Here is a 25,089-nt window from a genome sequence, read left to right as displayed (position 1 = left end):
AGATCTGCCTCACGAGGGCAACGCCCCAAAAGGGCAAAAAACCACTGGCTGTCTGTGTCGCTATCAATGACACGGGCAGCTGGTCGGTCCAGGACGACTGTGATGAAATGCGATCCACCTCTTAGCGCGCCGCCATCACTTGCCGTGAAACCCCGCCTGATACGCCACCTGTTTCTGCCCCCGCTGATCATTCTGCTGATGATCGCGCTCGGCTACGTCACCTATCTGTACAGCGAAAAGAACGCCATCAAGGCCCTCGGCGAAAACGGCGAGCGGCAACTTGAGCTGCACGCCCGCACCGTCGAAAGCGAAATCAACAAATACAACTATCTGCCCAGCGTGCTGGAGCTCGAATCCAATGTCTCCGATTTGCTCAATGACCCTTCGCCGGAGCTGCGAAGCAAGGTCAATGACTACCTCGAAGGCCTGAATCGCCGCAGCCGCAGTCGCGCGATCTACGTGCTCGACACCACCGGCCGCGTGCTGGCCACCAGCAACTGGCGCGACGCCGACAGCTATCTCGGCGAAGACCTGTCGTTCCGCGCCTATTACCAGGACGCGATTCGCGGGTTGCCGGGCCGCTTCTACGGCATCGGCAGCACCACCGGGGAGCCGGGTTACTACCTCGCCCACGGGCTGGAAGAGAAAGGCAAGATCATCGGCGTGGCGGTGATCAAAGTGCGCCTTGAAGCGCTGGAAGAGCGCTGGCAACGGGCGCGTCTGGAAGCCTTCGTCAGCGATGAAAACGGCATCATCATTCTGTCCAGCGACCCGGCGCGACGACTGAAATCGGTTCGCCCGCTGACCCCGCAAATCAAGGAGCGCCTGGCCCGAAGCCTGCAATATTACTGGTGGCCCCTCAACGAGCTGGTGCCGTTGGAGCGCGAGCTGATCGCCGACGGGGTCGAGAAGTTGACCTTTCCGGCCAACGTCAGCGTGGACCACGAACACACGGTCGTCAGCTACCTCGCGCAGACCCGGGACCTGGCCGACACGCCGTGGCACTTGACGCTGCTGACTCCGCTGGAGGATTTACGGCGTGAAGCGGCCAATCAAGGCATGCTGGTGGCCGTGGCCTGCGCGCTGGCGATGTTTCTGCTAATCGCCTGGAACGAGCGGCGCAAGGTGATTTCGACCCGCCTCGCGGCTCGTGAAGCGCTGGAAGAAGCCAACAACGAACTGGAGCGTCGGATTACCGAGCGTACTGCCGACCTGCGCGCCAGCAACGAGCGCCTCAAGGGGCAGATTCGCGAGCGGCGTCAGGCCGAAGAAACCTTGCGTCAGGCCCAGGACGAATTGGTGCAGGCCGGCAAACTCGCGGCCATCGGACAGATGTCCACCAGCATCGCCCACGAACTCAATCAGCCGCTGGCCGCTTTGCGTACGTTGTCCGGCAATACGGTGCGGTTCATCGAACGCGGAGCGCTGGATACGGCGAGCACCAATCTGCGCACGATCAACGACCTGGTCGATCGCATGGGCCGCATCACCGCGAGCCTGCGCGCCTTCGCCCGACGCGGGGAAGACAAGGGCCAGGCCTCGCTGGCCAAAGCGGTGGATGCATCACTGCAGGTGCTCGGCGGACGTCTGGAAAACAGCGCGCTGGAATTGCATCAGGCCTTCGACGACGTCGAACTCGCCATCGACCAGACCCGGCTGGAGCAGATTCTGGTCAACCTGATCGGCAACGCGCTGGACGCCATGCAGGCGCAACCGCTGCCGGTGCTGTGGCTGCAAGGCGACCTGTGCGAAGGCCGCTACCGCCTGCGGGTGCGCGACAACGGCCATGGCATCGACGCCGAAGCGCGCAAGCATTTGTTCGAACCGTTTTTTACCACCAAGCCCGGCGAACAAGGGCTGGGGCTGGGCTTGACCCTCTCCGCCAGCCTCGCAGCGGCCGCCGGGGGCAGTTTGAACGCCGAAGATCCGGCCGAAGGCGGCACGATGTTTGTGTTGGTGTTGCCGTTGGTAGCGGCGTGAATGGCTCGCTTTGAGAGGGAGCCGCGTCTGTTTTTGATTCTGGGCGAAGGCCGTAGGAGCTGGCTTGCCTGCGATCTGCCAGGAACTGGCAGCAAATTCTGAAACCACGTATGACTGATACACCCTAGTTGTTTGATTTCGCTGCCGCTACGCGCCAGTTCGCAGGCAAGCCGGCTCCCACGCCCTCCGGGCAGAAGCGGTATTGAGTCACCACGTCATTGTATTGAGGACACATGCTTCGATGAGGATTTGCACATGAACACTGAACTGACCGTCCTCATCGTCGAAGATGACCCCCACGTCCTGCTCGGCTGCCAGCAGGCACTCGCACTGGAAGACATCCACAGCCAGGGCGTGGGCAGTGCCGAAGAGGCGTTGGCGATGGTCGGCGACAACTTTGCCGGGATCGTCATCAGCGACATTCGTTTGCCAGGCATTGACGGGCTGGAATTGCTCAAGCGCCTGAAAGAACGCGACCGCAGCCTGCCGGTGGTGCTGATCACCGGCCACGGCGATGTGTCGATGGCGGTCGGTGCCATGCGCGACGGTGCCTACGACTTCATGGAAAAACCCTTCTCCCCCGAGCGTCTGGTGGACGTCGCACGCCGCGCCCTGGAACACCGCGGGCTTGCGCGGGAAGTCTCATCGCTGCGTCGGCAACTGGCCGAACGCGACTCGCTGGAAGGCAAGATCATCGGTCGCTCACCGGCCATGCAGAACCTGCGCGCGCTGATCACCAACGTCGCGGACACCTCAGCCAACGTGTTGATCGAAGGTGAAACCGGCACGGGCAAGGAGCTGGTTGCTCGCTGTCTGCACGACTTCAGCCGTCGGCATTCCAATCAGTTCGTCGCGTTGAACTGCGGCGGGCTGCCAGAAAACCTGTTCGAGAGCGAGATTTTCGGCCACGAAGCCAACGCCTTCACCGGCGCAGGCAAGCGCCGCATTGGCAAGATCGAACACGCCCACAACGGCACGCTGTTTCTCGATGAAGTGGAAAGCATGCCGATCAACCTGCAGATCAAATTGCTGCGGGTGTTGCAGGAACGCACGCTGGAGCGCCTCGGTTCGAACCAGAGTGTCGCGGTGGATTGCCGGGTGATCGCGGCGACCAAATCCGACCTCAATGAGCTGAGTAGAGCCAGCCAGTTTCGCAGCGACCTGTATTACCGCCTTAACGTGGTGACCCTGGAATTGCCGCCGTTGCGTGAGCGTCGCGAAGACATCCTGCAACTGTTCGAACACTTTCTGCAGCTCTCGTCCCTGCGCTTCGACCGCGAGCCACCGCAACTGGACCCGCACACCGTTTCCGCTCTGATGAGCCACGACTGGCCGGGCAACGTGCGGGAACTGCGCAACGTCGCCGAGCGTTATGCCTTGGGGCTGCCAGCGTTCAAGAAAACCGGCGTCGCGGCCCTGAGCCAGAGCCTGGGGTTTTCCGAGGCGGTGGAAGCCTTCGAAAAAAACCTGCTCAGCGAGGCCTTGCTGCGCAGCGGCGGCAATCTCAGTCAGGCGAGCCAGGAACTGGGCATGGCCAAGACCACGCTGTTCGACAAGGTGAAGAAATACGGGTTGGGGTGACGCCATCCACGTCACGGCGGTCGGTGCTGCTACCGACCTGCACACGTCGTCTGGCCGTGCGCGGGGCCGGTACATCTGGCACATCACCTTCGCCTGAACCTTTTCGCGAATAAATTCGCTCCTACAGGTTGGCGTGGGTTGCTCAGGTTTTGAGGGCAACGCGGTCTCTCCTGTGGGAGCGAACTCATTCGCGAAGGGCCGGTACATCGGGCACATCACCTTCGCCTGAACCTTTTTCGCGAATAAATTCGCTCCCACAGGTTTACGTGGGTTGCTGATACTTGCGAGCGACGCCCGTACAAGGCATGCGTTTCCTCAGGCCCGTTCAGCCCCTATTCAACCCCTTGGCCCACCCTTTGCACTTCCCTTGAAAGGCCCGCCCGGCCGGTGTTCATGGCCATGAACCCGGTGTCCGGGGCGGCATTTCTGGGGTGAAGGCAACCTTGAACATTCTCGATCTCGATCACAGCCTGACGCAGCAGGCGCCGATCAAGGAGCGGCTGCATGACGGCCGGGCGATACGCCTGGATTTGCTGGCCTTGGGGCCGGTGTTGCGGCTGTGGTCCACGGAAACCCATTACCAACGGCTTGCCGGGCACCTGAGCCATCGTGCGCGACCGCTGGGCAATCGGCCGGAAATCTTCTTCGTCGGCTCCGGTGACTATCACCACCTGACCCCTGCCCTGCTCGCCGACGTCCCTGAGCCGATCACACTGATCCACTTCGACAATCACCCGGACTGGGTGCATTTCGCTCCCCGGCGCCACTGCGGGTCCTGGGTCAACCAGGCGCTGAAGCTGCCCAATGTCAGACGCATCATCACCCTCGGGCCGTGCAGCGACGACCTGGAAAGCCCACAGCTCAAGGGCGGCAACCTAGGAGCATTGAAGCGCGGCGATCTGCAGCTGTTTCCGTGGCGTCATCCCCCCTCGAAAGTCTGGGGCAAGATCGGCGACGGCCCCGGACATCGGCAGATCGACGGGCACTTGCACTGGCACAACCTGGCCGATGTGGACTGGCCGGTTTTCCTCGAACAGTTGGTCGCAAGCCTGCCCACCGACGCCGTGTGGATCACCATCGACAAGGACGTGCTGGCCAGCGAAGACGCTGCGACCAACTGGGATCAGGGCGGCATGCGCCTCACCCATTTGCTCGATGCCATTCGTACCCTGGCCGCGCAGACGCGGGTGTTGGGGATCGATGTCTGCGGCGAGTTCGCCCCGCCCGCGTTCAGCAATCCGCTCAAACGCTGGGAGGCAAAATCCGATCAGCCACCCGCCGAACGTTGGAGCGACGCGGACATTGCGCGTAATGCCAAGACCAATGCGGCGTTGATCGCGCTGTTCGAGGAGCTGTTTCCATGACCCCGATTGTCGTGCTGCTGACGGCGTTCTCGATCCTGCTGGACGTGATCGGCCAACTGGCGTTCAAGATCGGCCTGGATCGTCTGCCCGCGCAGGAAGGCGGGTTTCGCCTGCGCAGTTTCTGGGTGCAGATCGCGGGCGCGCCGATGCTCTGGTTCGGCGTCGGCGCGTACGTGGTCGAATTCATCACTTGGCTGTTCGTGCTGTCCCTGGCGCCGCTCAGCCTGGTGTTTCCGGCGGCGAGCCTGAGTTACGTAGGCGTGGTGCTGGGCGGGCGACTGGTCCTCGGCGAGCGGGTCAGCCGCCGTCGCTGGCTCGGCACGCTGGTCATCACGGCGGGCGTCATGTTGGTGTGCGCCACAGGCGCATGAGGTGGTCATGACACACATTCAATTCATTCCCGAACAAGCCTCTGCGATCACGTTGAGCGACCGCTCGGCGTTGAGCGTCGAGGTCAGTCACAGCATCCACCGGGTCAGCCGCACCGACTGGGCACAGCTCGACAGCGACTCGCTGGAAGGCTACGACTATTACGCGGCCATTGAAGACAGCGGGCTGCCCGGCATCGAGCCGCGCTATTTCATGATTCGCGACGGCCAGCGGTTGATCGCAGTGGCACCCGCCTATCGCGACCGCTTGAAGTTGAGTCACCTGCTGGACGGCGCGCTCGCCAGATTGCTCGGTCGTTTCTCGATACCGATCCTCGCGGTGGGTTCGCCCGTCACCGAGACCTGCTCCATCGCCTGCGCCCCGGACTGGCTGGCGCGCACGCCCGAGATGCTGCAGGTGTTGATCGACGCGCTGCATCGGCAATCACGTCTGGAAGGCGCGTGGCTGTACCTGTTCAAGGACGTGGCCGAAGAGCGCGTGACGCTGCGCAGCGCTCTGGAACATCTGGACTTCGTTCGCGTGGCGGGGATGCCGAGAACCCGGCTCCCATTACCGTTCACAGGGCTGGAAGGCTATCTCGCGAGCCTTGGCCGGGTGATGCGCAAGGGCCTGAAACGCAAGCTCAAGGCGCCGTCGAACCTGCGTATCGAGGCGCGGCAACATCAGGTTGAAGACGTGATCGAGCGCATGCTGGCGCTGTACGCCGACACGGTGGCGCGCAGTGGCGAAGACATCGAACCGCTGAGCGCCGACTATTTCCGCTCCGTACTCGCCAAGCTGGGCGAGCGCGCGACCTGCTACCTGTTCTGGTCCGACAACACGCTGATCGGCTTCAACCTGCTGTTAGGGGATGGCGCGCGACAGATCGACAAGGTCTTCGCCTCCGACGGTGCCGCCGCCCGCGAACATAACCTCTACCACCGCACTTGGCTGGCCCACGTGCAGCGCTGCATAGAGCACGGCATCCCGGCGTTCGAGGCCAGTCAGGCGGCGTATGGCGAGAAGCTGCGGCTAGGCTGCCAACTGCTGAGTAACGATCATTTCGTCCGCCACCGCCGCCTGTGGGTCACCCGCCTGTTGGGGTGGCTGGTGCGCAAGGCCGGCCTGGATCAATCGACTGTGGCAATCAGGAATACCGACGATGAGTGAGCAGACCTTGAATCAAAAACCGGCCTGGCGCTGGCTGGAAGGCCGGGCTGCGACCATCGGCCTGTGGTGCCTGTTGATCGGCACCGAGAGCGCGGCGCAAATCGCCTTGAAACTGGGGGGCGATGGACTGGCGGCGATGCCGTTCGGGCTGGACTGGCTTCGGGCGGCGCTGACCAACGTCGCCGTGCTGGCGGCAGTCGGCTGCTACGTCGGTTCGTTCCTGAGCTGGATGCTGATCCTGCGGCGCAGCAGTTTGTCACTGGCCTTCCCGCTCAGCTCGCTGGTGTTCGTGGTGGTGCTGCTGGGGTCGTGGCTGGGCCTGGGCGAAGACATCAGCGCCCTGCACTGGCTGGGCGTGTGGGTGATCATTGGCGGGATTGCGCTGTTGGCGGAGGGCGAGCAGTAACCCTCTGTAGCAACAGCGACCCCACAAACGCCATCGCCGGCGAGCCGTGCTGCTAGAGGCTTCGGCAGACGCAAATTACGGTACGACTCTGGGCTAGCTTTTGATTCTGGCCGAAGGCCGTAGGAGCTGGCTTGCCTGCGATCTGCCGGGAACCGGCAGCAAAACCTGACGCCTTCAACCTGCCTGACACACCGCACACACCGACCTTACTGCCGCTGCGCGCCAGATCGCAGGCAAGCCAGCTCCTACGGGGTGCGGTGTTTTCGCCGGACTGCTACAAAAGAAATGCATCAGGTCTTGGAATGGTCCACCAAAAACCCCAACCCATGGGACACGGGGATTTCTTTCACGCCCATCATCCGTTGCTGGTCCTTGATCTGCTTGTGGAAGGCCTTGACTTTGGTCCAGTGCATTTTCGGGCGGTAGTGGTGTTCGGCATGGTAGCCGTTGTTCATCCAGATGACGTTGTACAGCGTGCTGTACGAACTCACGCCCCAGGCGATTGGCAGGTCGGGGTTGCCGCCCAGATGCTCGTAATAGCCGTTCAGGGACGACAACGACTGCCCCAGATACCAGAACGGCAGCAACAGCAACACTGCGTGCCAGTCGTAGATCGCCAGCAGCAGGTAGGCCGCGAGGGTCACGTAGATTTCCACTTTGGCCCAGCGTGCGTCGTCAGGGTGTTTGCGCTTCATTTCTTCGTAATAGCTCTTCGGCTCGTCACGAAACGCGCTGAGGAACACATAGCGCCACAGGGGTTCAGGTTCGCCGTTGTGGCCATAGCGGTAGATCGACAGCGGGTCCACGGTGTCGCCTTTTTCGTCGGGGCGATCCGAGTTGCCCCGGTGATGGCGGTTGTGGATGTCGCGGTACATGGTCTGGGAAAACCCGATGGTCACCGACAGCAGCAGGTCGAATGCTCGGTTCATCGGCTTATGGGTGAAGTACGGGTTGTGAATCTGGTTGTGCGAGATGCTGTTGATGCTCCACGACAGGCTGACGGCGTACACCAGCGCCAGCGGCACGATGGCCCACCACGACAGGCCGTGGAAGGCCACGACCAGCCACAACACGAATGCGAAATGCGCCAGCGCCAGGGCAATCGGGACGACGTCCCAGAGTGAATACGCGAGCCAGCGGTAAACGGGACGAGCCATGAAGAACTTCCTCGAAACGGTGAGTGCTTCGGCTCATTGCAAGGGCCAGACCAACCCACCCGCTACTTGAAGTGATACGCCACGGCGACGTCCAGCTCGCCTTGATTCACGCGTCCTTGCTGGCGAACGATGCTGCTGTCGGCGGCCGATCCCACCAGGTGAATCCAGCTTGCACTGGTGATCAGCGACCAACTCGGCGCGATCGGAAACGCCACGCTTTGGGTGAAGGTCAGGTTTTGAAAACCACCGCTGGCGTTGTACGCACGAATGCCCGAGGCCCGGGATTCCGCGTCCGTCACGCCGAAAAAGGTCTGGGCCTGTTCGGCGTTGGCGTAGTGTGCAGCGAGGGTCGTGCTGCCGAAAATGCCGTGGCTCAGCGGATAATCCACCTCACCGCCGACGCGCCCCAGCACGCCGCCCTGCCCGTCGCTGCCGCCAAACGTGCGCCCGACTTCCGCAAACACCCGCCACGCGTCCGAGGGGCTGTATTCGATGAAGCCGCCCGCCTCACCCATGTCCGAGACATCCCGCAGGCCGTGCAGCGCGCCGTTGGCCGTGCGGCCTTCGACGTAGTTGACGAACGGCCCGGCGCTCCAGCCATTCGCCTTCAGCGCATCCCAGGACAAGCCCTCGTCGGAGCTGAGATTGACCCGCCCCCAGGACAGGTCCAGATAGGGAATCGGCCGGGTTTCGTAGCGCGTGCCGGTGCGGTCGTGGGGCTGATACGCAACGCCCACGCCAGCATCACCGCTCAGTGAATCGGCATGGCACACGGGGCTGAAATACGCGGCGCAGAGCAGGCCGACGGTACACAGGCGGCGTTTGAAACAGGTCGGCAGAAGGGTCATCGCAGAAGTCTCGGGGCAGCGAATATGCGCGCATCAATCCCCAGGGGCTGCTGTCAGCGCAAGCACTGATGTTGTTTGTAGCGACCTACAAAAATTGTAGCTTCACACCCCTCGCTTTTTCGTCGACACCCGCCAGCGCCCCTGCCCACCGGGCTTTCAGGCCTTTGGCACAGTCCCTGCTCTTGCCCTGTCACGAGCGACACGGCGACTCCCTCGCCTCGCTCTCTCTTTGGACAAGACAGGCAAACGCAGATGATGCATTGGCATATCGTGTGTGATTTCGACGGGACGATCACGCCGACCGACGTGATCGACAACATTCTCGAACGCTTCGCCGACCCCAGTTGGGCCGACATCGAAGACGAATGGCTCAGCGGTCGCATGGGTTCGCGTGAATGCCTCAGCCGCCAGCTCGCGCTGGTCAAAGCCTACCCCGCGCAACTGCTGGACTACTTCGACAGCGTGACCATCGACCCGGACTTCCCGACCTTCGTCGAACACGTCCTCGGCCTGGGCTTCACCCTGGACATCGTCAGTGACGGCCTCGAACAAGGCATCGCGCGGATTCTGTCCCGTCACCAGATTCCCCTGTTGCCCATCATCGCCAACGGCTTGCGGCAAGTGGACCAGAACAGCTGGCGCATCGTGTTCCCCCACGCCAGCGACGCCTGCCGGGCCGCGTCGGGCAACTGCAAATGCAAGTCCACGCCGAACGACAAACGCGTGCTGGTGATCGGCGATGGCAAGTCCGACATGTGCGTGGCCAGCACCGCTGATTTCGTCTTCGCCAAAGGCCGCCTGGCGGACCACTGCGCGCACAACGGCATCCCCCACGCGCGCTTCGAATCCTTCGCCGAACTCCCCGCGTTGCTGGCCCTGCTGCCGCACAGCCTGCCAGCGCCGGTCGCTCATCTCTCTACCGAATCCCAGGAACGCTTCCACCATGTCTGATATCCGCATCGCCACCGCCGAAGACCAGATCCTTCTGGAAAAAGAAGCCAAGTACTGCTCGTTTGGCGACACCGTTCACTACATCGACCCACCGCGCATTTTCAGCCGCTGCGAAGGTTCGTACGTCTACGACACCAGCGATCAGGCGTACCTTGATTTGCAAATGTGGTATTCGGCGGTGAACTTCGGCTACGCCAACCCGCGCCTGAACAACGCGCTGAAACAGCAGATCGACACCCTGCCGCAGATCGCCAGCCAGTACCTGCACAAGGGCAAGATCGAGCTGTCGGAGCGCATCGCTGTCGATGCCAAGAACAAGTTCGGCCTGGACGGTCGTGTGCATTTCAACGTCGGTGGTTCGCAGTCCATCGAGGACTCGTTGAAAGTCGTGCGCAACGCCAGCAACGGCAAGAGCCTGATGTTCGCCTTCGAAGGCGGCTACCACGGCCGCACCCTCGGCGCGTCGTCGATCACTTCCAGCTACCGCTATCGCCGCCGCTACGGCCACTTCGGCGAGCGTGCGCAGTTCATCCCGTTCCCGTACCACTTCCGCGGCCCGAAAGGCATGACCAAGGAAGAATACGGCAGCTATTGCGTGCAGCAGTTCGCCCGCCTGTTCGAGACCGAATACAACGGCGTGTGGGACCCGAAAGTCGGCCAGAGCGAATACGCCGCGTTTTACGTCGAGCCGATTCAGGGCACCGGCGGCTACGTGATCCCGCCGATGAACTTCTACAGCGAACTCAAGCATGTGCTCGATCAGCACGGCATCCTGATGGTGGTCGATGAAATCCAGATGGGTTTCTATCGCACCGGCAAGCTGTGGTCGATCGAACATTTCGACGTCAAACCCGACGTGATCGTGTTCGGCAAGGCGTTGACCAACGGCCTCAACCCGCTGGGCGGCATCTGGGCCCGCGAAGAATTGATTAACCCGAAAATCTTCCCGCCAGGTTCGACCCACTCCACCTTCGCATCCAACCCGCTGGGCACGGCCGTGGGTCTAGAGATGTTCAAGATGACCTCCGAAGTCGACTACGGCGCGATGGTCATGAACAAGGGCAAATACTTCCTCGAAGGTCTGCGCGACTTGCAAAAACGCTACCCGATCATCGGTGACGTCGACGGCCTGGGCCTGGCTCTGCGTGCGGAAATCTGCAAGCCGGACGGCTTCACCCCGGACAAGGCGACCCTGGATTTCATGGTGGAGGAAGGCATGAAAGGCGACATCGAGATCGACGGCAAACGCCTGGGTCTGGTGCTGGACGTGGGCGGTTACTACAAGAACGTGATCACCCTCGCGCCGTCGCTGGAAATCAGCTACCCGGAAATCGACCTGGGCATCGCCCTGCTCGACCGCCTCCTGCACCGGGCCATGAAACGATGAGCCCGACGCCCTCGCACACCGCGATCGACATGGGCGAAGGCGATGCCGGGTTCATTCTCGGCAACGGCGCCGTGGGGGTGTTGCTCATCCACGGCCTGACCGGCACCCCGACGGAGTTGCGTCGCGTGGCCCAAGGCCTGGCGGACAGGGGCTGCACGGTGTACGTGCCGACCCTGGCCGGGCACTGCGGCAGCAACGACGACCTGCAACGCACGGTCTGGACCGACTGGTATGAAAGCGCCCGACGGACCTTCGTCGGCGTGCGCCAGCGCCACGCTCAGGTGTTTGTCGGCGGGTTGTCGATGGGTGCCGTGATGTCGATGCACATGGCCGCGCAGCACCCCGGTGAAATCGCCGGGCTGCTGCTGTATTCCACGACCTTGCGCTACGACGGCTGGAACATGCCGTTCGTGGCCAAGTTCACCCATTTCTACATGATGCTGCCGTTCGGCGTGCACCTGTGCCGCTTCAACGAAAAGCCGCCCTACGGCATCAAGAATCCGCGACTGCGCGCCATCGTCGAAAAACAGATGAAGGAAGGCGAAAGCAGCAACGCGGGGCTGTTGACCATGTCCGGCATCAGCGTGCGCGAGCTGCATCGGCTGATTGCCGTGGTCAAGCGCGACATGCCCAAGGTGACCACGCCGGCACTGGTGCTGCATTCGCTAGAAGATGACATCACCAGCCGCTGGAACGCCGATTACGTGGAGCGGCGACTGGGCGGGCCGGTGGTCAAGGTGCTGCTCGACAACTGCTATCACATGATCACCGTGGACCTCGAATACCGGCAGGTCATCGACCTGAGCGCGTCGTTCATCGAAACCCGACTGCAAGGCGCTCCCCGCAAGGAAATTCCGGCGCAGGAAGCCCTCGCGAATGACGAAATGATCACCCCCGACGACCATCCACAATTGGCCTGAACCATGATCAGCACCCACGCCTTTTCCAGCATCCGGTCCATTGATCGTGACGAATGGAATGACTGTTTTCCCGGTCAGCTGGAAGACTGGGATTTTTATCTGGCGGTCGAACAGGCGGGCGTCGAGCGCTTTCACTGGCGCTACCTGGCCGTGTTCGACGGGCCGCGCTTGCTGGGTGTCGCTCCGGCGTTTTACACCTGCTACAGCCTCGACACCACGATGCAAGGGGCCAGCAAACGCATGACTGAAAAGCTCAGGCGCCTGTGGCCGGGGGTGTTCGACTTGCAACTGTACGCGGTGGGTTCGCCCGTGGCCGAACGCTGCAATGCCGGGGTCGCGAGCCATGTGCCCGAAGCGCAACGGCAGGACGTGTTCGACCGCTTGCTGCAACGGGCGCGGCACGACGCCGACACTCTGGGCATCGGCCTGCTCGCGGTGAAAGACGCGCCGCAACAGGACCATCTGTGGGCAAACACCTGCCGCAAGGCGGGTCTGCAAGTGATGCCGAGCCTGCCCAGTGCGTTGTTGCCCGTCACCTACCCGTCGCTGGACGCCTACCTCGGCTCGTTGGGCAAATCCACACGCAAGGACCTGCGTCGCACCCTGCGCGGACCGGCGCCGCAGATCGAATGGCGGCGGCAGATCGACGATGTATTGCCAGACATCATGCAGCTCTACGAAGCGACCCTGTCGCGCAGTGATCTACAATTCGAACGACTCGGCCCGGCCTATTTCACCCACATTCTCCAACAGCTCGGCGAGCGAGCGGTCTGCGTGTTGTACTGGGTCGATAACCGGCTGGTGGCGTTCAACCTGATGCTGCTGAACGAGCAACGCCTGATCGACAAGATTTTCGCCCACGACCTTGAACGCACGCGGGACCTGAACCTCTATGCACGCAGCTGGCTGGCGAATGTCGAATACTGCATCCACAATCGCATCCCGGTGTACGAAGCGGGCCAGGCCGGGTACGCGAGCAAGATCCGTTTCGGCTGCCGCTTCGAACCCAACCTGCTGTTTTTCCGCCACCGCAACCGGCTGCTGAACACCGTGCTCAAACTGATCAAGCGCGTGATCAGCCCCGACCGATCCGATCCCGCCCTCGCGGCGGCAATAAGCGACCATTGATGACTGAACTCCCGCCACGCTCCGTCCGCTCACTGTTTTCCCTCTCGCGTTGGAGCGTGCAACGCAAACTGGTCCTGGCGTTCTGGCTGGTGAGCGTGATTCCGACAATGATCGCCGCCGAATTGGCGGCCTCCACGCTGTCGCAGATTTTCGATAGCAACGTGCGCATCTGGTTGCAGGAATCGACCAAGATCGTCATCGACGAAACCACCGAAATCATGCACAACAACGCTCGCGTGGCGCAGCTGTTCCAGGCGTATGCGCGCTCGAACGTCGAGACTGGCAACCAGCGTGACAAGCTGATCGCCGACGTGGCGGACGCCATGGGCATCGACGTCGTGGCGCTGATCCGCAGCGACGATCACAAGGTCATGTTCTCCACGGCCGCCGACGACATCGTCAGCCAGATCAGCCTCGCACCCAAGGCCGTTTTGCAGACCATTCACGAAGGCGGCAGCGCCGTGGGCACCGTGGTCTCGACCTTCCATACCGTCGAGGGCGGCGTGGATTACGAGCTGGTGATCGCGACGTACCTGGACAGTAGTTTTCTCACCAGCGTGGCCGATGTGCACTCGCTGGACCTGCGCCTGTACCTGCGCAACAAGGAAGGGTTCGGCGAGATTTTTGCCACCCAGCGTTTCGAAGATCACCCGCCTCAGGTGCCCCCACAAATCGAGGACATCCTGCGCAGGACCAAGGAAGCCAGCGAGCAATCCACGCCCCGTTACAGCGGTCTGTATTCGCCCATCCTCAACGACAACGGTGAGCTGCAAGGGGTGATTTTCAGCGGCCTGTTGCGGCATTCATCGCTGGTGGGGCTGGTCAATCAGACCAATCTTTTTCTGGCGATTTTCCTGGTAGGGTCGGCGCTGTCCCTGGGCGTCGGCTCGCTGGTCTCACAACACCTCACCCGCCCATTGCGCGGCCTGCGCGAAGGCGTGAGGGCCGTCACCGCCGGGGACTACCATCGTCAGGTCGAAGTCATCGGCGGCGATGAGCTGGCCGAGTTAAGCGTGACTTTCAACCACATGACTGAGCGCCTGCGCGAACTCCAGCATCTGGAAGCGCAACTGCGCAGGCGCGACCGACTGCACACCCTCGGTGAAGTGGCGATGGGGCTGGCCCACGAAATCCGTAATCCGCTGGGCATCATCAAGACCGCCACGCAACTGCTGCACCGCCGCGCGAGCCTGCCGGAAACCGACATGCGCCACTTGGAATACGTGATTTCCGAGGTCACGCGGATCAACGACCTGATCACCGAATTCCTCGACTTCGCCAAACCGAGCGCGCCGATCCGTTCCACCCTCGCTGCCCGTGGGCTGCTGGAAGACGTGTTGGGCTTTTGCGCGCCGGAGCTGACCAACCACAACGTCATCGCGCTGATCGAAGAACAGGCCCCCGGCGCCACGGTCTACGCCGATGCCCGGCAGTTGACCCAGGCCTGTCTCAACCTGATCCTCAACGCCATTGACGCCATGCCCGACGGCGGAGAGTTGACCCTGTCCATCACCCGTGGTCAGGCTGACAGCGAACGGCCCATGACGCGCATCAGCGTGTCCGACACCGGCCAGGGCATCGATGCAGACATCATCGATCGCATCTTCAATCCGTTCGTGACCACCAAGGCGTCAGGTACGGGGCTTGGGCTGGCGAAGGTGTTTTCAATCATGGAGAACCACGATGGCCGTGTAGAGTGCCTGAGCGAACCGGGCGCGGGCGCCACGTTCAATCTGTACTTGCCCGCCGATGAAGGAGAACAGGCATGAGCCATAACGTGCTGGTGGTCGATGACGAACCCAAGCTGTGCGACCTGCTGGCGTCGGCCCTGAGCCAGAACGGCATTCAGGTGTTCACTGCCGGCAACGGCCTGCACGCCCTGACGGTGCTGGAACGCGAAGAGATCGATCTGGTGATCAGCGACTGGCGCATGCCCGGCATGGACGGCCCGCAACTGCTGGCGGAAATCAAACAGCGTTTTCCGCAGCTGCCGGTGATCGTCATGACCGCCTACAGCACGGTCAAGAATGCCGTGCAATCGATGCGTAACGGCGCCTACGACTACATCAGCAAACCCTTCGACATCGACGAGTTGGACATCACCGTTCACAAGGCCTTGCAGTTCCGGGACATCCTGCGGGACAACCAGCGGCTGCGTGCCGAGCTGGACGAACACCAGCAGATCGAGAGTCTGGTGGGCGACAGTCCGTCGTTCCGACGGGTGCTGCAAGCGGTGGACTCGGTGCGTGAAAGCAGCGCAACGATCCTGCTGACCGGCGAAAGCGGCACTGGCAAGGAAATGGTCGCACGGGCCATCCACAAACACGGCAATCGCGCGGACAAACCCTTCGTCGCAGTGAACTGCGCGGCAATCCCCGAAGGACTGCTGGAAAGCGAGATGTTCGGCCACAAAAAAGGCGCGTTCACCGGCGCTGTGTCGGACCGGATCGGACGCTTTCAACAGGCCGACAAGGGCACGCTGTTCCTCGACGAAGTGGGCGACATGCCGCTGGCGTTGCAGGCAAAAATCCTGCGCGCCTTGCAGGAACGGGTCATCGAACCGGTGGGCGATCCTCGGGAGCGCAAGGTCGATGTGCGCGTGATCGCAGCCACCAACAAGGATTTGCTCGACGCGGTGGCGCGCAAGGAGTTTCGCGAGGACTTGTACTACCGCCTCAACGTGTTTCCGATCCCCCTGCCTGCCCTGCGCGAACGGGCCGAGGACATCCCGTCACTGGCCCGGCATTTCGCCCACGTGCTGGGCGCCACGGCAGGTAAACGCATCACCGGTTTCAGCCCCGAAGCCCTGCTGGCCATGGCCAACTACACGTGGCCGGGCAACATCCGCGAACTGCAAAACTGCGTCGAACGCGCGACCATCGTGGCCTCGACGTCCACCATTGAAGAGTCGGATTTGCCGGCTTATCTGTTTGGTGCACGGCAGTCGTCTTCGTCGACCGTGAGCATTCTCAGCGAAGGCCCTGGCATTCCCAAGGACCTCGACGCCGCGCTGGCGGAAGTCGAAAAAGCCTACATCCTCGCCGCCCTCCAAGAAACCAACGGCGTCCAGGCCGCCGCCGCGCAGCTCATCGGCATCTCCGAACGCAGCTTCTGGTATCGGCTGAAGAAACTGGAGATTCATGTGGACAAGATTGTGCGCTAACAGCCTTACCGGGCCGGACACAATGCCTGTGGGAGCGAATTCATTCGCGATGCGGTTGTACGTCCGATGAAGGTGTATCGGCTGTAACGGCCCCTCGCGAGTGAATTCGCTCCCACAGATTTAGCCCTCATCTGCCTTGATCAACGCGTCGACCTCTGCGGCCACAGGCGCGGTCGCCGGCCCCCACCGTGTCACGGCAATCGCCGCTGCCGCGTTGGCCCGCAATGTCGCTTGCTCAGCCGAAAGCCCCGCTGCCAAACCTGCCAGCAACACTCCGGCATGGGCGTCACCCGCGCCGTTGGTGTCGATGGCCGTGACCGGAAAACCGCGCACATGCTGCGCATCATGGCCCTGTCGAAGCCAGCAACCTTGCGGGCCGTCACGCACGACAATCAACGCGTCCTCGTTCAGCCACTGCGCGAGTTTCTCAAGGGCATCGCCGATCCCCTCGCACCCGGTAAACCGCAGCGCCTCTTCGCAGTTGCTGGTCCACAGCGTAATCATCGGCAAGACCGCTTGCATCTCGGCGCCCTCCGGCGAGCTCACCAGCGGGCCCGGATCGAACACCACGTTCGTTCCGTTCGGCAAACCGCCCAGCCACGTCAGCAGCGTCGAGACTTTGCCCTTGTGCAGCAGGCTGTACCCGCTGACGAACACGTAGTCGTCGGGCTGCACGACAACGCTGCTCAAATCCATAGCCGACAACCCGCCCTCGGCGCCCACATAGGAGATGAACGAGCGCTCCGCCGACGGTTCGATCAGGGCGACCGAGAGGCCGGTGTCCTGATCGTCGGACACTGGCGTGGCGGCTTCTATGCCTTCCACCGCCAGCGCCTGGCGCGCCAGATCGCCAAACCGCCCGGCGCCGTGTCGTCCAAGGTAGACCGTCTGCAAGCCATTGCGACCCGCGGCCGCCATGACGTTGAAACCGCCGCCGACCTCGAATTGCGCGGAGCGGGCGAGGACGTCGCCCCCCGAGCGTGGCAATGCGTCGAGCCCCATGACCAGGTCAACAACGACCTGGCCGGTATACAGCAATCTAGCGGGCATGAGCAGCCTCTTCAGTGACAACACGGCGGTCGCGGGAACCGCCGAGGATGGCATACAGACCGCCTGCGACCACGAAGGTCACGATCCAGCCCAAGCCGTTATGGCCGAACCAGGAGTCGGACAGGAAGCCTTTGAACAAGACATTTTCCGGCGTGGTGGCGACGGTGGTGAAGCTGAAACCCAACACGATGGCCAGCGCCCAGGCGCCGACCGCACGCCATTCCACACCGCCGCTGTACCAGTAGGCGCTGCGCGGCGAGACGTCCATCAGGTCTTTCGCGGAGTAGACATGCCGATGAAGGAGATCGACCACGAAGATCCCGACCCACGCGGTGATCGGCACCGCCAGCATCGAGATGAAGGTAATGAACGGACCATAGAAGCTGTCGGCGATCAGCATGAAGTAGATCGACCCGCAGAAGATCGCCACGATGTCGACGATCACCGCGTGCACGCGTTTGATCTTCAGGCCGAGGGTCAGCGTGGTCAGGCCCGCCGAGTACACCGACAGGTTGTTCGACAGCAACAGCCCGCCGAACGCGGTGATCAGGTACGGCACCGCCATCCAGGTCGGCAGCAGCTCGCGAATGGCGATGATCGGGTCGGTGGCCGAGGCCAAGTGATCGTTGCCCACCGACAGCAGACCGCCAAGGGTGATCAGCAGCACCAGCGGAATACCCGCGCCAAACGCGGCGGACGCCACCAGCCGGGTGGCCTTGACGCTGCGATGCTGATAGCGCGACATGTCGGCGCCCGCGTTGGCCCAGCCGATGCCGGTGCCTGCGGCCATGGTGCCGACGCCGATAATCATCGCGCTGACCGGTGCAGGCGTGGCGGCGAACACGGCGTTCCAATCGATGTGCGCAATCAGGAACCCGCCCACCACGATGTTCAGCGCGCCGAAGATGTACGTTGCCCACTTTTGGATAACCAACAGCGTCGCGTGGCCCAGGCCGGAAACGGTGAGGGTCATCAGCACGAAAATCGCAATGAAGATCAGGGTCAGGACGGGCGAGTTTTTCGCTTCGACCGCCGTGCCAAACAGGATCGAACACAGCGACAGGAGCACGAACGCTGCCGTGGTGGTGTTGACCGTTTCCCAACCGAGGCGGGACATCAGCGAAACGATGGTAGGACCGATGTTGCCGCGCATACCGAAGATGGCGCGAGAGAGCGTCAGACTCGGCGCACGGCCTCGGCGACCGGCGATGGAAATCACCCCGACGACGGCAAAGGAGCCCGCAGCGCCGAGGATCGCCACGATGATGGCTTGCCCAATGGAAAGCCCGCGAAAGGCCACCAGGGTCGCGCCGAGCGGCAAACCGAGAATGCTGATGTTGGCCGCGAACCAGACCCAGAACAGTTGCAGCGGATGGCCGTTGCACTCGTTTTCCGGAACCGGCTCGATGCCGCGTGTTTCAAGCTGACCTGCGCCTTGTGCGGCGTTGGATGACGTCATGGGAAATGCTCCTGTTGCCATTTGTTCTGGTTGTGGGCAGTACGCAAAGCAAGTGACGTCCGTGTCGGATGGAGGTTATCGCGCCTTTCGCGAGGCGCAGGAACCCCCGGTCGCCTTAATATTCAAGGCGACATGTGGATCTCTCTTATTCAATTCGGCACGCGGACGTGCCCGCGTCGGTCAAGCCGCGCGCAGGGACAACAAGTGTTCGACCAGCGTGGAAAGCTCAAGCCCGTTCACCATCTGGACCTGCTCGATCAGATCGGCGGGCCAGGCGTGCATGCCGTGACACGCACCCAACATGGCCCCGAGGATCGCCGCGATGGTGTCCGTGTCGCCGCCGAGACTGGCCGCCATGCACAGCGCGTCGAAGGCCGACAGTTGGCCGGACGCAACCTGATGCGCCAACGCGAACGCGGCAATGACCGATTCCTGAGACGCCACCGAGGTGCCGATCACGTCATAAATCAGATCGGGCAGTTGTTCGTTGCTCGCTTGAGCGCAAAGCTGTTTGGCCCAGACGATGCGCGCCGAGATGCGTCCGCCCGCGATCCAGTGACCATGGCGCTCGGCCCGCTCGGCGATCCGCGCGCCGATGTCCAATGCGTCATCGAGGCCGACGCCGTTGATCCCCGCCGAGATGACGGCTGCCACAGCGGCTGCGCTGGAAATGCCAAGGGTGGTGTTGTGCGTGACCTGACAGGCTTGCACCACTGACTCGACGAACTGCTGCTCATCGGCCACGTCCGCTGCGATCCCGACCGGTGTGATGCGCATGGCCGCGCCATTGGTGGTGCCGAAGCGGCCGGCCTCTTCAGGGCTGTGGCCTGCCAGAATCATTTCGATGGCACGTTTGGTCGAAGGGCCAAGCAGGTCTTGCGAGCCCTTCGCCTGCATGACCGCTTCCCAGTCGATGAGGCTCTGGGCCAAGTCAGAAGGGCGGATCAGCCCTCCCCCGGCAATCAACAATTCAGCCACCAACACGGCCTGTTCGGTGTCATCGGTGATCGACCCGGCGACCATGTTCGGTGCGATGGGTTGGTCGGCGTCGGCCGCGGTCAGGGTGGTGATCCGGTAGAAGCGGTGCTTGATCTGCTCGCGACTCAGGGATTGCGTGGGCATGCCCAGCGCGTCTCCCAAAGCCAGGCCATAGAAGGCGGCCAGTGCGCGGTCGCGAGTGTCGATCAATGCCGTCATGTAGTCGATCCAAATGCCAGATGCAGACGAAAATGCACGGGGTCCAGAAGACTCTCGACGTGCTCCATGAAACGCTCGCGGCGGTCGAACGTGGTTCGCGTCGCCTTGAGAAATACGGTGCCCGGTTCACGCAACATCAGCGCTGCGTCATCGTTGCTCAGGGGTTCAGCGCCGATCCATTGATCGCCGCGATCCCCGACGTAACCGTGGGCGGCCATGGTCACGGTCAGCGAATCGTCGATCAGCCCGTGCTGTGGCAGGTTTTCCAGGCCATCGACGGCAGGGATCAACACCCGCTCCAGTGACACCACACTGCCGTCGCCTGCCGTGCGGCGCCGATCCAGCGCGACGAAATCCGCCGTGCCGAATCGTACGGCCAGGTCAGGCCGTTGCACCGTCACCAGCCGCAGAATCTCGGTAGTCACCTTCGCACCGGTGTCGGCCAATGCTTGGGCCCACCCGGCGCGCTGGTCCAGCGAGATTCCGTCGTAGGTCACGATGGAGCCGACGCCGGTCTGCGTCGCGATGTAGTTGCGACGCTTGAGCTCGGACAGCGCTTCACGCAGCGTGCCGCGGCTGACGTTGAACTCCTGGGCCAGCAAGTTTTCACCCGGCAGCAATTCGCCCGATCCCATTTGACCGGTTTCAATCCGGCGCGCCAGCTCATCGACTACGCGTTTTTTCTTGTCAAATCGAACCTGTCTAATCATGTACAAATTGATATCCGAAAAGGGTTGGTAGGAGCAAGCTATTTTTAGTTTGCAATCAGAGATTTGTTACATCTGTTACGTCAAGTTGCGACCGACTTTGCCTCGGCTGGATGCTTTGAAGAACCCTCTGGAACAAGGTCGCTCGCAACGACGTCAATCAGCGTAGTCGATCATTGGGCGCCGTTAACGACACTCGATTGTTCGCTGATGATCTGACGAATGGCACCGACGAAAACGTCGACCGGTTGACCACCGGACACCGCGTATTGGTCGTTGAAGACGATGGTCGGCACCGAACTGACACCACGTGAGACCCACAGCTGTTCAAGCTCCCGCACCTCGGCGGTGTATTCGTCGGACGTAAGAATGGCTTCGGCGCGTGTGCGATCCAGACCCACCTTTTGTGCGACGTCAGCCAGTATCTGGTGGGAAGACACGTTGGCGTGCTGGCTGAAATAGGCCGTGAACAGCGCTTCTTTCAGCGCGTGCTGCTTGCCTTCCCCTTCAGCCCAGTGAATCAGGCGGTGGGCATCGAAGGTGTTGTAAACGCGCCGGTCACCCTGTTTGAACACGAAGCCCAGCTCGGCACCGCGCTGACGAATGTTCTCGGCGTTGGCTTGGTATTGCTCACGGGTGGAGCCGTATTTCTGGGCGATGTGTTCGAAGATGTCCTGGCCTTCAGGCCCCATCTTCGGGTTCAGTTCGAACGGCTGGAAGTGAATCTGCGCCTGGACCTCGTCGCCCAGATGCTCCAGCGCCTGATCCAGCGCCCGCAGACCGACGATGCACCAGGGGCAGGCGACGTCGGAGATGAAATCGATTTTTAGTGGAGTACTCATGGCAGCCTCTTAGCAGCAGTTTCAAGCTACAAGTATCAAGCTTCAAGTTGATCGAAAGTGCCTACGATCCTCTTGCAGCTTGACGCTTGCAACTGCGGCTTGCCTGTCTAGAGCTGGGCGACGTGGGACGCATCCTCGCGATGCTCACGCAGATACGGCAACACCGCCGCAAGTAACGGCGCTTTGAACGCCTCCTGAAAACGGTGCGCCAGGCCAGGAATCAGCTTCAACTGACTGCCCTGAATATGCGCGGCGACATGAATGCCGTGTATCACCGGCAGCAACGGATCGGCTGTGCCATGCACCACCAGCGTCGGAACCCGCAGGCGATTCAACAGTTCGACGCGGCTCGGTTCAGCCAAGATCGCAAGAATCTGCCGCTTCACACCTTCGGGGTTGAACGCTCGGTCGTAGGAAATCGCCGCCTGCTGCAACAGCTTCTGGCGATCGTCTTTGACTTCCGGACTGCCCAGCGCCGCCAGCAAATCCGCCTGTTGCTCCAGCGCCGTTTGACGGTCTGGTGCGCCGCGACGGGCGAGCAATTGCAGCAACGCAGGGCTTGGCATCGGCAAGCCTGGTGCACCGGAGCTGGTCATGATCAGGGTCAGGCTTTCAACCCGTTTCGGCGCCATGTCGGCCAGGTGCTGAGCGATCATCCCGCCCATACTCGCGCCCAACACATGAAACCGCTGAACGTGGATCGTGTCCATCAGCCCCAAAGCGTCCTGCGCCATGTCGGTCAGTGAATACGGCGCCGACACCGGCAGGCCGATCTTGTAACGCAGGACTTCGTAGGTGAGGTTGGCGGTGGCGGGCGCCTGCACCCACGTCGACAGGCCGACGTCACGGTTGTCGTAACGAATCACCCGAAAACCTTGCTGGCACAGCGCGACGACCACCTCGTCCGGCCAGTGGATCAACTGGCCGCCGAGGCCCATGACCAGCAGCAACGCAGGGTCCGAATCGCGACCGACGCTTTGATACGCCAGGTGCACCTCATCGAGCTCGGCCACTTGCGTGGGAACGTTGACGTCGCATCGAGAGGCCGCAAAAGACGGCAAGCTGCACATGAGCGCAGCCAGGAAAAATAGAAACCGCATGAAAAACACCGAAACGCAGAACCCCAGTAGGCCGCGAGTCTGATGAAGTTTTTCAAAGCGCGCTGCCACAGTTGCGTGACATTTTGATGAAGGGGGCTGAACGGCGCTTTTTTGAGCGGCAAGGTGCAAGCTTCAAGCTTCAAGCTTCAAGCAAGAGCGGTGCGCCGTGCCCTTGATGAATCTGGCAGAGCACATAGTGCTGTGGGAGCGAATTTATTCGCGATGGGTTCGCTAGACGACACATGTGCGTCGCCTGGCCGAATTTCGCGAATGAATTCGCTCCCACAGTTAAATCCGCAGCAGCCTCACTTCTCCCGGTGCGCTCGAACCCCTGTGGGAGCGAATTTATTCGCGATGGGTTCGCTAGACGACACATGTGCGTCGCCTGGCCGATTTTTCGCGAATAGATTCGCTCTCACAGGGATTGAACTGTATCCGGAAGAACGGTTGCGGATGCCAGATCGGCGTTTAAGCCGCGTTCTGATCGACGGGGTTAACCAGCAACGCGCCCGTATCCGTGATCCACAGGTTCTCCCCAAACCGCACCTCAGCCTCGCTCAACAGCTCGCGGGCGACGCGCAGATCGCAGCGCCATGCGTCGAGGTCACTGGCCACGCCCAAGGACAGCACCTTATAGGTCGGCAGTCGGTCCAGCAGCGTAGGCAGCTGTTCAGGCGCGCGCACCAGGTCCACATGCAGGCCATTCACCGCCAGGGAAACCGCCAGCCCGAGGTTGGCTTCCAGGCCACCGAAATCGGTCGCGATGAGCTTTTTCAACGGCGAATACTGCAGGGTGTGGTAGGCGCGCTCGAACGCGTTCTTCCAGTCTTGTGGCAGCTCAAGGCTCAGAATCGGCTCGTCGATCTGCACCCATTCAACGCCTTGCCCGGCCAGACGACCGAAGAGGTCGCCGTAGATCGGTAGCAAACGGTCGAGCAATTCGAGCGTGTCGAAATTGTCGGCTTTGGCCTTGCCGAGCCACAGGTAAGTCAGCGGGCCGATGATTACCCGTTTGCCCTGCGTCTGGGCCTCTTCCACTTCATTGAGTGGTGAGTCCGAGTTGAGTTCGAAACGCTGATGCTGAGCGAATTCCGGGACCTGATCGAGGTAGCGGGCATCGCCTTTCCAATAGGCCTCAAAGGCTTTCTTCAATTCAAGACCCGCTTGAAGGGGTGCGAATTCGAGGGTATGGGCCGAGGCCATGATGACGTCTCCTACAAAAGATGGCGCCATTGTCGACACTTCATCCCACATGAGACAAACTCATTGTTTTCGTGTTGATCACAAAATTCATTCATGGAGCGCCACGGTGCTTGAGATACGCCACCTGAAAACCCTGCATGCGCTGCGCGAGGCAGACAGCCTGGTCGATGCCGCTGACCGGCTGCACCTGACGCAGTCAGCCCTTTCCCACCAGTTCAAGGAATTGGAAGAGCGCATGGGCATGCCGCTGTTCGTGCGCAAGACCAAACCGGTGCGGTTCACCAGCGCGGGCCTGCGACTGCTGCAATTGGCCGATTCGGTGCTGCCACAGCTGCGCAATGCCGAACGCGACATTTCGCGTCTGGCAGGTGGCGTAGCAGGTCGTCTGCACATGGCCATCGAATGCCACAGCTGCTTTCAATGGCTGATGCCGACGATCGACCAGTTTCGCGATGCATGGCCGGAGGTCGAACTGGACCTGGCCTCGGGTTTCGCCTTCGCCCCGTTGCCAGCGTTGGCCCGTGGCGATCTGGACTTGGTGGTGACGTCCGATCCGGTGGACCTGCCGGGCATTACCTACGTGCCGCTGTTCACCTACGAAGCCATGCTGGCGGTGGCCAATCAACACGCGCTGGCGAGCAAGCCGTTCGTGGTGCCGGAAGACCTGGCGAGCGAAACCCTGATCACCTACCCGGTGGAACGGGATCGTCTGGACATTTTCACGCGCTTTCTCGAACCGGCCGACATCGAACCGGCGCAAGTGCGCACGTCGGAGCTGACCGTCATGATGATGCAGCTTGTGGCCAGTGGCCGAGGCGTGTGTGGGATGCCGCACTGGGCGCTGCATGAATATAGCTCGCGGGGCTATGTGAAAGCCAAGCGGCTGGGTGAGAAAGGGCTGTTCGCGACGCTGTACGCGGCGATTCGCGCCGACATGCTCGACGCGCCCTACATGCGCGACTTCCTGCTGACCGCAAAAGACACGTCGTTCTCGACGCTGGATGGGGTGAGCGCGGTGAAGTGAGGCCCAGCCACGCACAGCTTTGAACTGCGGGAGCGAATTCATTCGCGAGACGGAGGTACAACCGATAAACATGTGTCGGATGT

The 25,089-nt window shown here is 61.8% G+C and carries 21 protein-coding genes and 1 pseudogene; 13 read left to right on the top strand and 9 right to left on the bottom strand.

The window, feature by feature from the left end:
• The first annotated feature begins 102 nt into the window (after positions 1-102).
• The 6 genes from ACIQAL_RS01705 (at position 103) to ACIQAL_RS01680 (ending at position 6,870) form a co-directional block, all read left to right on the top strand.
• On the top strand, positions 103-1,980 hold the full coding sequence (locus ACIQAL_RS01705; RefSeq protein ID WP_401141734.1) for an ATP-binding protein: 1,878 nt from the start codon (positions 103-105) through the stop codon (positions 1,978-1,980).
• A gap of 255 nt (positions 1,981-2,235) precedes the next feature.
• A complete protein-coding gene (locus tag ACIQAL_RS01700; RefSeq protein ID WP_401141732.1) occupies positions 2,236-3,561 on the top strand; it encodes a sigma-54-dependent transcriptional regulator in 1,326 nt (441 codons plus the stop codon).
• 443 nt (positions 3,562-4,004) lie between these two features.
• Positions 4,005-4,925: an arginase gene (locus ACIQAL_RS01695; protein WP_401141730.1), complete on the top strand. Its 921-nt coding sequence runs from the start codon at positions 4,005-4,007 to the stop codon at positions 4,923-4,925.
• On the top strand, positions 4,922-5,296 hold the full coding sequence (locus ACIQAL_RS01690; protein WP_166593484.1) for a transporter: 375 nt from the start codon (positions 4,922-4,924) through the stop codon (positions 5,294-5,296). Before ACIQAL_RS01695 ends, ACIQAL_RS01690 begins: the two co-directional genes overlap by 4 nt.
• Before the next feature lie 7 nt (positions 5,297-5,303).
• The gene (locus tag ACIQAL_RS01685) at positions 5,304-6,464 is read left to right on the top strand and encodes a peptidogalycan biosysnthesis protein (RefSeq protein ID WP_401141726.1); all 1,161 of its coding nucleotides are present in this window, start codon (positions 5,304-5,306) and stop codon (positions 6,462-6,464) included.
• Positions 6,457-6,870: an EamA family transporter gene (locus ACIQAL_RS01680; RefSeq protein ID WP_401141724.1), complete on the top strand. Its 414-nt coding sequence runs from the start codon at positions 6,457-6,459 to the stop codon at positions 6,868-6,870. The genes ACIQAL_RS01685 and ACIQAL_RS01680 overlap by 8 nt, the downstream gene beginning before the upstream one ends.
• Before the next feature lie 290 nt (positions 6,871-7,160).
• Here the strand turns inward: ACIQAL_RS01680 and ACIQAL_RS01675 are convergent, their stop codons facing one another.
• Both ACIQAL_RS01675 and ACIQAL_RS01670 read right to left on the bottom strand, forming a co-directional pair.
• A complete protein-coding gene (locus ACIQAL_RS01675) occupies positions 7,161-8,027 on the bottom strand; it encodes a fatty acid desaturase family protein (RefSeq protein ID WP_401141721.1) in 867 nt (288 codons plus the stop codon).
• A gap of 62 nt (positions 8,028-8,089) precedes the next feature.
• Entirely contained in the window at positions 8,090-8,875 is a 786-nt protein-coding gene (locus tag ACIQAL_RS01670) for a MipA/OmpV family protein (protein ID WP_401141719.1), read from the bottom strand.
• 252 nt (positions 8,876-9,127) lie between these two features.
• On the opposite strand from ACIQAL_RS01670, the gene ACIQAL_RS01665 reads away from it, so the two are divergent.
• The 6 genes from ACIQAL_RS01665 to ACIQAL_RS01640 are packed head-to-tail and all read left to right on the top strand — an operon-like array spanning position 9,128 to position 16,424.
• On the top strand, positions 9,128-9,826 hold the full coding sequence (locus ACIQAL_RS01665; protein ID WP_401141716.1) for an MtnX-like HAD-IB family phosphatase: 699 nt from the start codon (positions 9,128-9,130) through the stop codon (positions 9,824-9,826).
• The gene (locus ACIQAL_RS01660; RefSeq protein WP_401141713.1) at positions 9,819-11,213 is read left to right on the top strand and encodes an aspartate aminotransferase family protein; all 1,395 of its coding nucleotides are present in this window, start codon (positions 9,819-9,821) and stop codon (positions 11,211-11,213) included. The genes ACIQAL_RS01665 and ACIQAL_RS01660 overlap by 8 nt, the downstream gene beginning before the upstream one ends.
• Positions 11,210-12,133 carry an alpha/beta hydrolase gene (locus ACIQAL_RS01655; protein WP_401141712.1) on the top strand — a complete coding sequence of 308 codons (924 nt, stop codon included), beginning with the start codon at positions 11,210-11,212 and terminating at the stop codon, positions 12,131-12,133. The genes ACIQAL_RS01660 and ACIQAL_RS01655 overlap by 4 nt, the downstream gene beginning before the upstream one ends.
• Positions 12,134-12,136: 3 nt before the next feature.
• Entirely contained in the window at positions 12,137-13,261 is a 1,125-nt protein-coding gene (locus ACIQAL_RS01650) for a GNAT family N-acetyltransferase (RefSeq protein WP_401141710.1), read from the top strand.
• Entirely contained in the window at positions 13,261-15,030 is a 1,770-nt protein-coding gene (locus ACIQAL_RS01645; RefSeq protein WP_401141708.1) for an ATP-binding protein, read from the top strand. Before ACIQAL_RS01650 ends, ACIQAL_RS01645 begins: the two co-directional genes overlap by 1 nt.
• Positions 15,027-16,424: a sigma-54-dependent transcriptional regulator gene (locus tag ACIQAL_RS01640; RefSeq protein ID WP_401141705.1), complete on the top strand. Its 1,398-nt coding sequence runs from the start codon at positions 15,027-15,029 to the stop codon at positions 16,422-16,424. Before ACIQAL_RS01645 ends, ACIQAL_RS01640 begins: the two co-directional genes overlap by 4 nt.
• Positions 16,425-16,544: 120 nt before the next feature.
• On the opposite strand, the gene ACIQAL_RS01635 is transcribed toward ACIQAL_RS01640, so the two are convergent.
• The 7 genes and pseudogenes from ACIQAL_RS01635 to ACIQAL_RS01605 all read right to left on the bottom strand — a co-directional run.
• Complete coding sequence (locus tag ACIQAL_RS01635) at positions 16,545-17,474, bottom strand: PfkB family carbohydrate kinase (RefSeq protein WP_401141702.1); 930 nt, start codon at positions 17,472-17,474, stop codon at positions 16,545-16,547.
• On the bottom strand, positions 17,464-18,933 hold the full coding sequence (locus tag ACIQAL_RS01630) for a cytosine permease (protein WP_341959579.1): 1,470 nt from the start codon (positions 18,931-18,933) through the stop codon (positions 17,464-17,466). The genes ACIQAL_RS01635 and ACIQAL_RS01630 overlap by 11 nt, the downstream gene beginning before the upstream one ends.
• Before the next feature lie 180 nt (positions 18,934-19,113).
• Entirely contained in the window at positions 19,114-20,130 is a 1,017-nt protein-coding gene (locus ACIQAL_RS01625) for an ADP-ribosylglycohydrolase family protein (protein WP_401141699.1), read from the bottom strand.
• Positions 20,127-20,840, bottom strand: coding sequence for a GntR family transcriptional regulator (locus ACIQAL_RS01620; protein WP_401141696.1), 714 nt, complete (start codon positions 20,838-20,840; stop codon positions 20,127-20,129). The genes ACIQAL_RS01625 and ACIQAL_RS01620 overlap by 4 nt, the downstream gene beginning before the upstream one ends.
• Before the next feature lie 170 nt (positions 20,841-21,010).
• On the bottom strand, positions 21,011-21,679 hold the full coding sequence (locus ACIQAL_RS01615) for a DsbA family oxidoreductase (RefSeq protein WP_401141693.1): 669 nt from the start codon (positions 21,677-21,679) through the stop codon (positions 21,011-21,013).
• A 107-nt stretch (positions 21,680-21,786) separates the two neighbouring features.
• Positions 21,787-22,779, bottom strand: coding sequence for an alpha/beta fold hydrolase (locus ACIQAL_RS01610; protein WP_401141692.1), 993 nt, complete (start codon positions 22,777-22,779; stop codon positions 21,787-21,789).
• Positions 22,780-23,262: 483 nt separating this feature from the next.
• Positions 23,263-23,898: pseudogene (locus ACIQAL_RS01605) on the bottom strand (5-methyltetrahydropteroyltriglutamate--homocysteine S-methyltransferase); the annotation flags it as partial.
• A gap of 190 nt (positions 23,899-24,088) precedes the next feature.
• On the opposite strand from ACIQAL_RS01605, the gene metR reads away from it, so the two are divergent.
• Positions 24,089-25,006 carry a transcriptional regulator MetR gene (gene metR, locus ACIQAL_RS01600; RefSeq protein ID WP_401141689.1) on the top strand — a complete coding sequence of 306 codons (918 nt, stop codon included), beginning with the start codon at positions 24,089-24,091 and terminating at the stop codon, positions 25,004-25,006.
• Positions 25,007-25,089: the final 83 nt, after the last annotated feature.

This window comes from Pseudomonas sp. NPDC088368, from assembly GCF_044753445.1.
GTDB lineage: Bacteria > Pseudomonadota > Gammaproteobacteria > Pseudomonadales > Pseudomonadaceae > Aquipseudomonas > Aquipseudomonas bambusae.
Note: the sequence above shows the minus strand (reverse complement) of the source record. Positions and strands in the feature narration are given on the sequence as shown.

Bases quoted from the DNA above. Each gene is read 5' to 3' on its own strand.
- ACIQAL_RS01705 (WP_401141734.1), top strand. From the start codon at position 103: ATGAAATGCGATCCACCTCTTAGCGCGCCGCCATCACTTGCCGTGAAA.
- ACIQAL_RS01700 (WP_401141732.1), top strand. From the start codon at position 2,236: ATGAACACTGAACTGACCGTCCTCATCGTCGAAGATGACCCCCACGTC.
- ACIQAL_RS01690 (WP_166593484.1), top strand. From the start codon at position 4,922: ATGACCCCGATTGTCGTGCTGCTGACGGCGTTCTCGATCCTGCTGGAC.
- ACIQAL_RS01685 (WP_401141726.1), top strand. From the start codon at position 5,304: ATGACACACATTCAATTCATTCCCGAACAAGCCTCTGCGATCACGTTG.
- ACIQAL_RS01680 (WP_401141724.1), top strand. From the start codon at position 6,457: ATGAGTGAGCAGACCTTGAATCAAAAACCGGCCTGGCGCTGGCTGGAA.
- ACIQAL_RS01675 (WP_401141721.1), bottom strand. From the start codon at position 8,027: ATGGCTCGTCCCGTTTACCGCTGGCTCGCGTATTCACTCTGGGACGTC.
- ACIQAL_RS01670 (WP_401141719.1), bottom strand. From the start codon at position 8,875: ATGACCCTTCTGCCGACCTGTTTCAAACGCCGCCTGTGTACCGTCGGC.
- ACIQAL_RS01665 (WP_401141716.1), top strand. From the start codon at position 9,128: ATGATGCATTGGCATATCGTGTGTGATTTCGACGGGACGATCACGCCG.
- ACIQAL_RS01660 (WP_401141713.1), top strand. From the start codon at position 9,819: ATGTCTGATATCCGCATCGCCACCGCCGAAGACCAGATCCTTCTGGAA.
- ACIQAL_RS01655 (WP_401141712.1), top strand. From the start codon at position 11,210: ATGAGCCCGACGCCCTCGCACACCGCGATCGACATGGGCGAAGGCGAT.
- ACIQAL_RS01650 (WP_401141710.1), top strand. From the start codon at position 12,137: ATGATCAGCACCCACGCCTTTTCCAGCATCCGGTCCATTGATCGTGAC.
- ACIQAL_RS01645 (WP_401141708.1), top strand. From the start codon at position 13,261: ATGACTGAACTCCCGCCACGCTCCGTCCGCTCACTGTTTTCCCTCTCG.
- ACIQAL_RS01640 (WP_401141705.1), top strand. From the start codon at position 15,027: ATGAGCCATAACGTGCTGGTGGTCGATGACGAACCCAAGCTGTGCGAC.
- ACIQAL_RS01635 (WP_401141702.1), bottom strand. From the start codon at position 17,474: ATGCCCGCTAGATTGCTGTATACCGGCCAGGTCGTTGTTGACCTGGTC.
- ACIQAL_RS01630 (WP_341959579.1), bottom strand. From the start codon at position 18,933: ATGACGTCATCCAACGCCGCACAAGGCGCAGGTCAGCTTGAAACACGC.
- ACIQAL_RS01625 (WP_401141699.1), bottom strand. From the start codon at position 20,130: ATGACGGCATTGATCGACACTCGCGACCGCGCACTGGCCGCCTTCTAT.
- ACIQAL_RS01620 (WP_401141696.1), bottom strand. From the start codon at position 20,840: ATGATTAGACAGGTTCGATTTGACAAGAAAAAACGCGTAGTCGATGAG.
- ACIQAL_RS01615 (WP_401141693.1), bottom strand. From the start codon at position 21,679: ATGAGTACTCCACTAAAAATCGATTTCATCTCCGACGTCGCCTGCCCC.
- ACIQAL_RS01610 (WP_401141692.1), bottom strand. From the start codon at position 22,779: ATGCGGTTTCTATTTTTCCTGGCTGCGCTCATGTGCAGCTTGCCGTCT.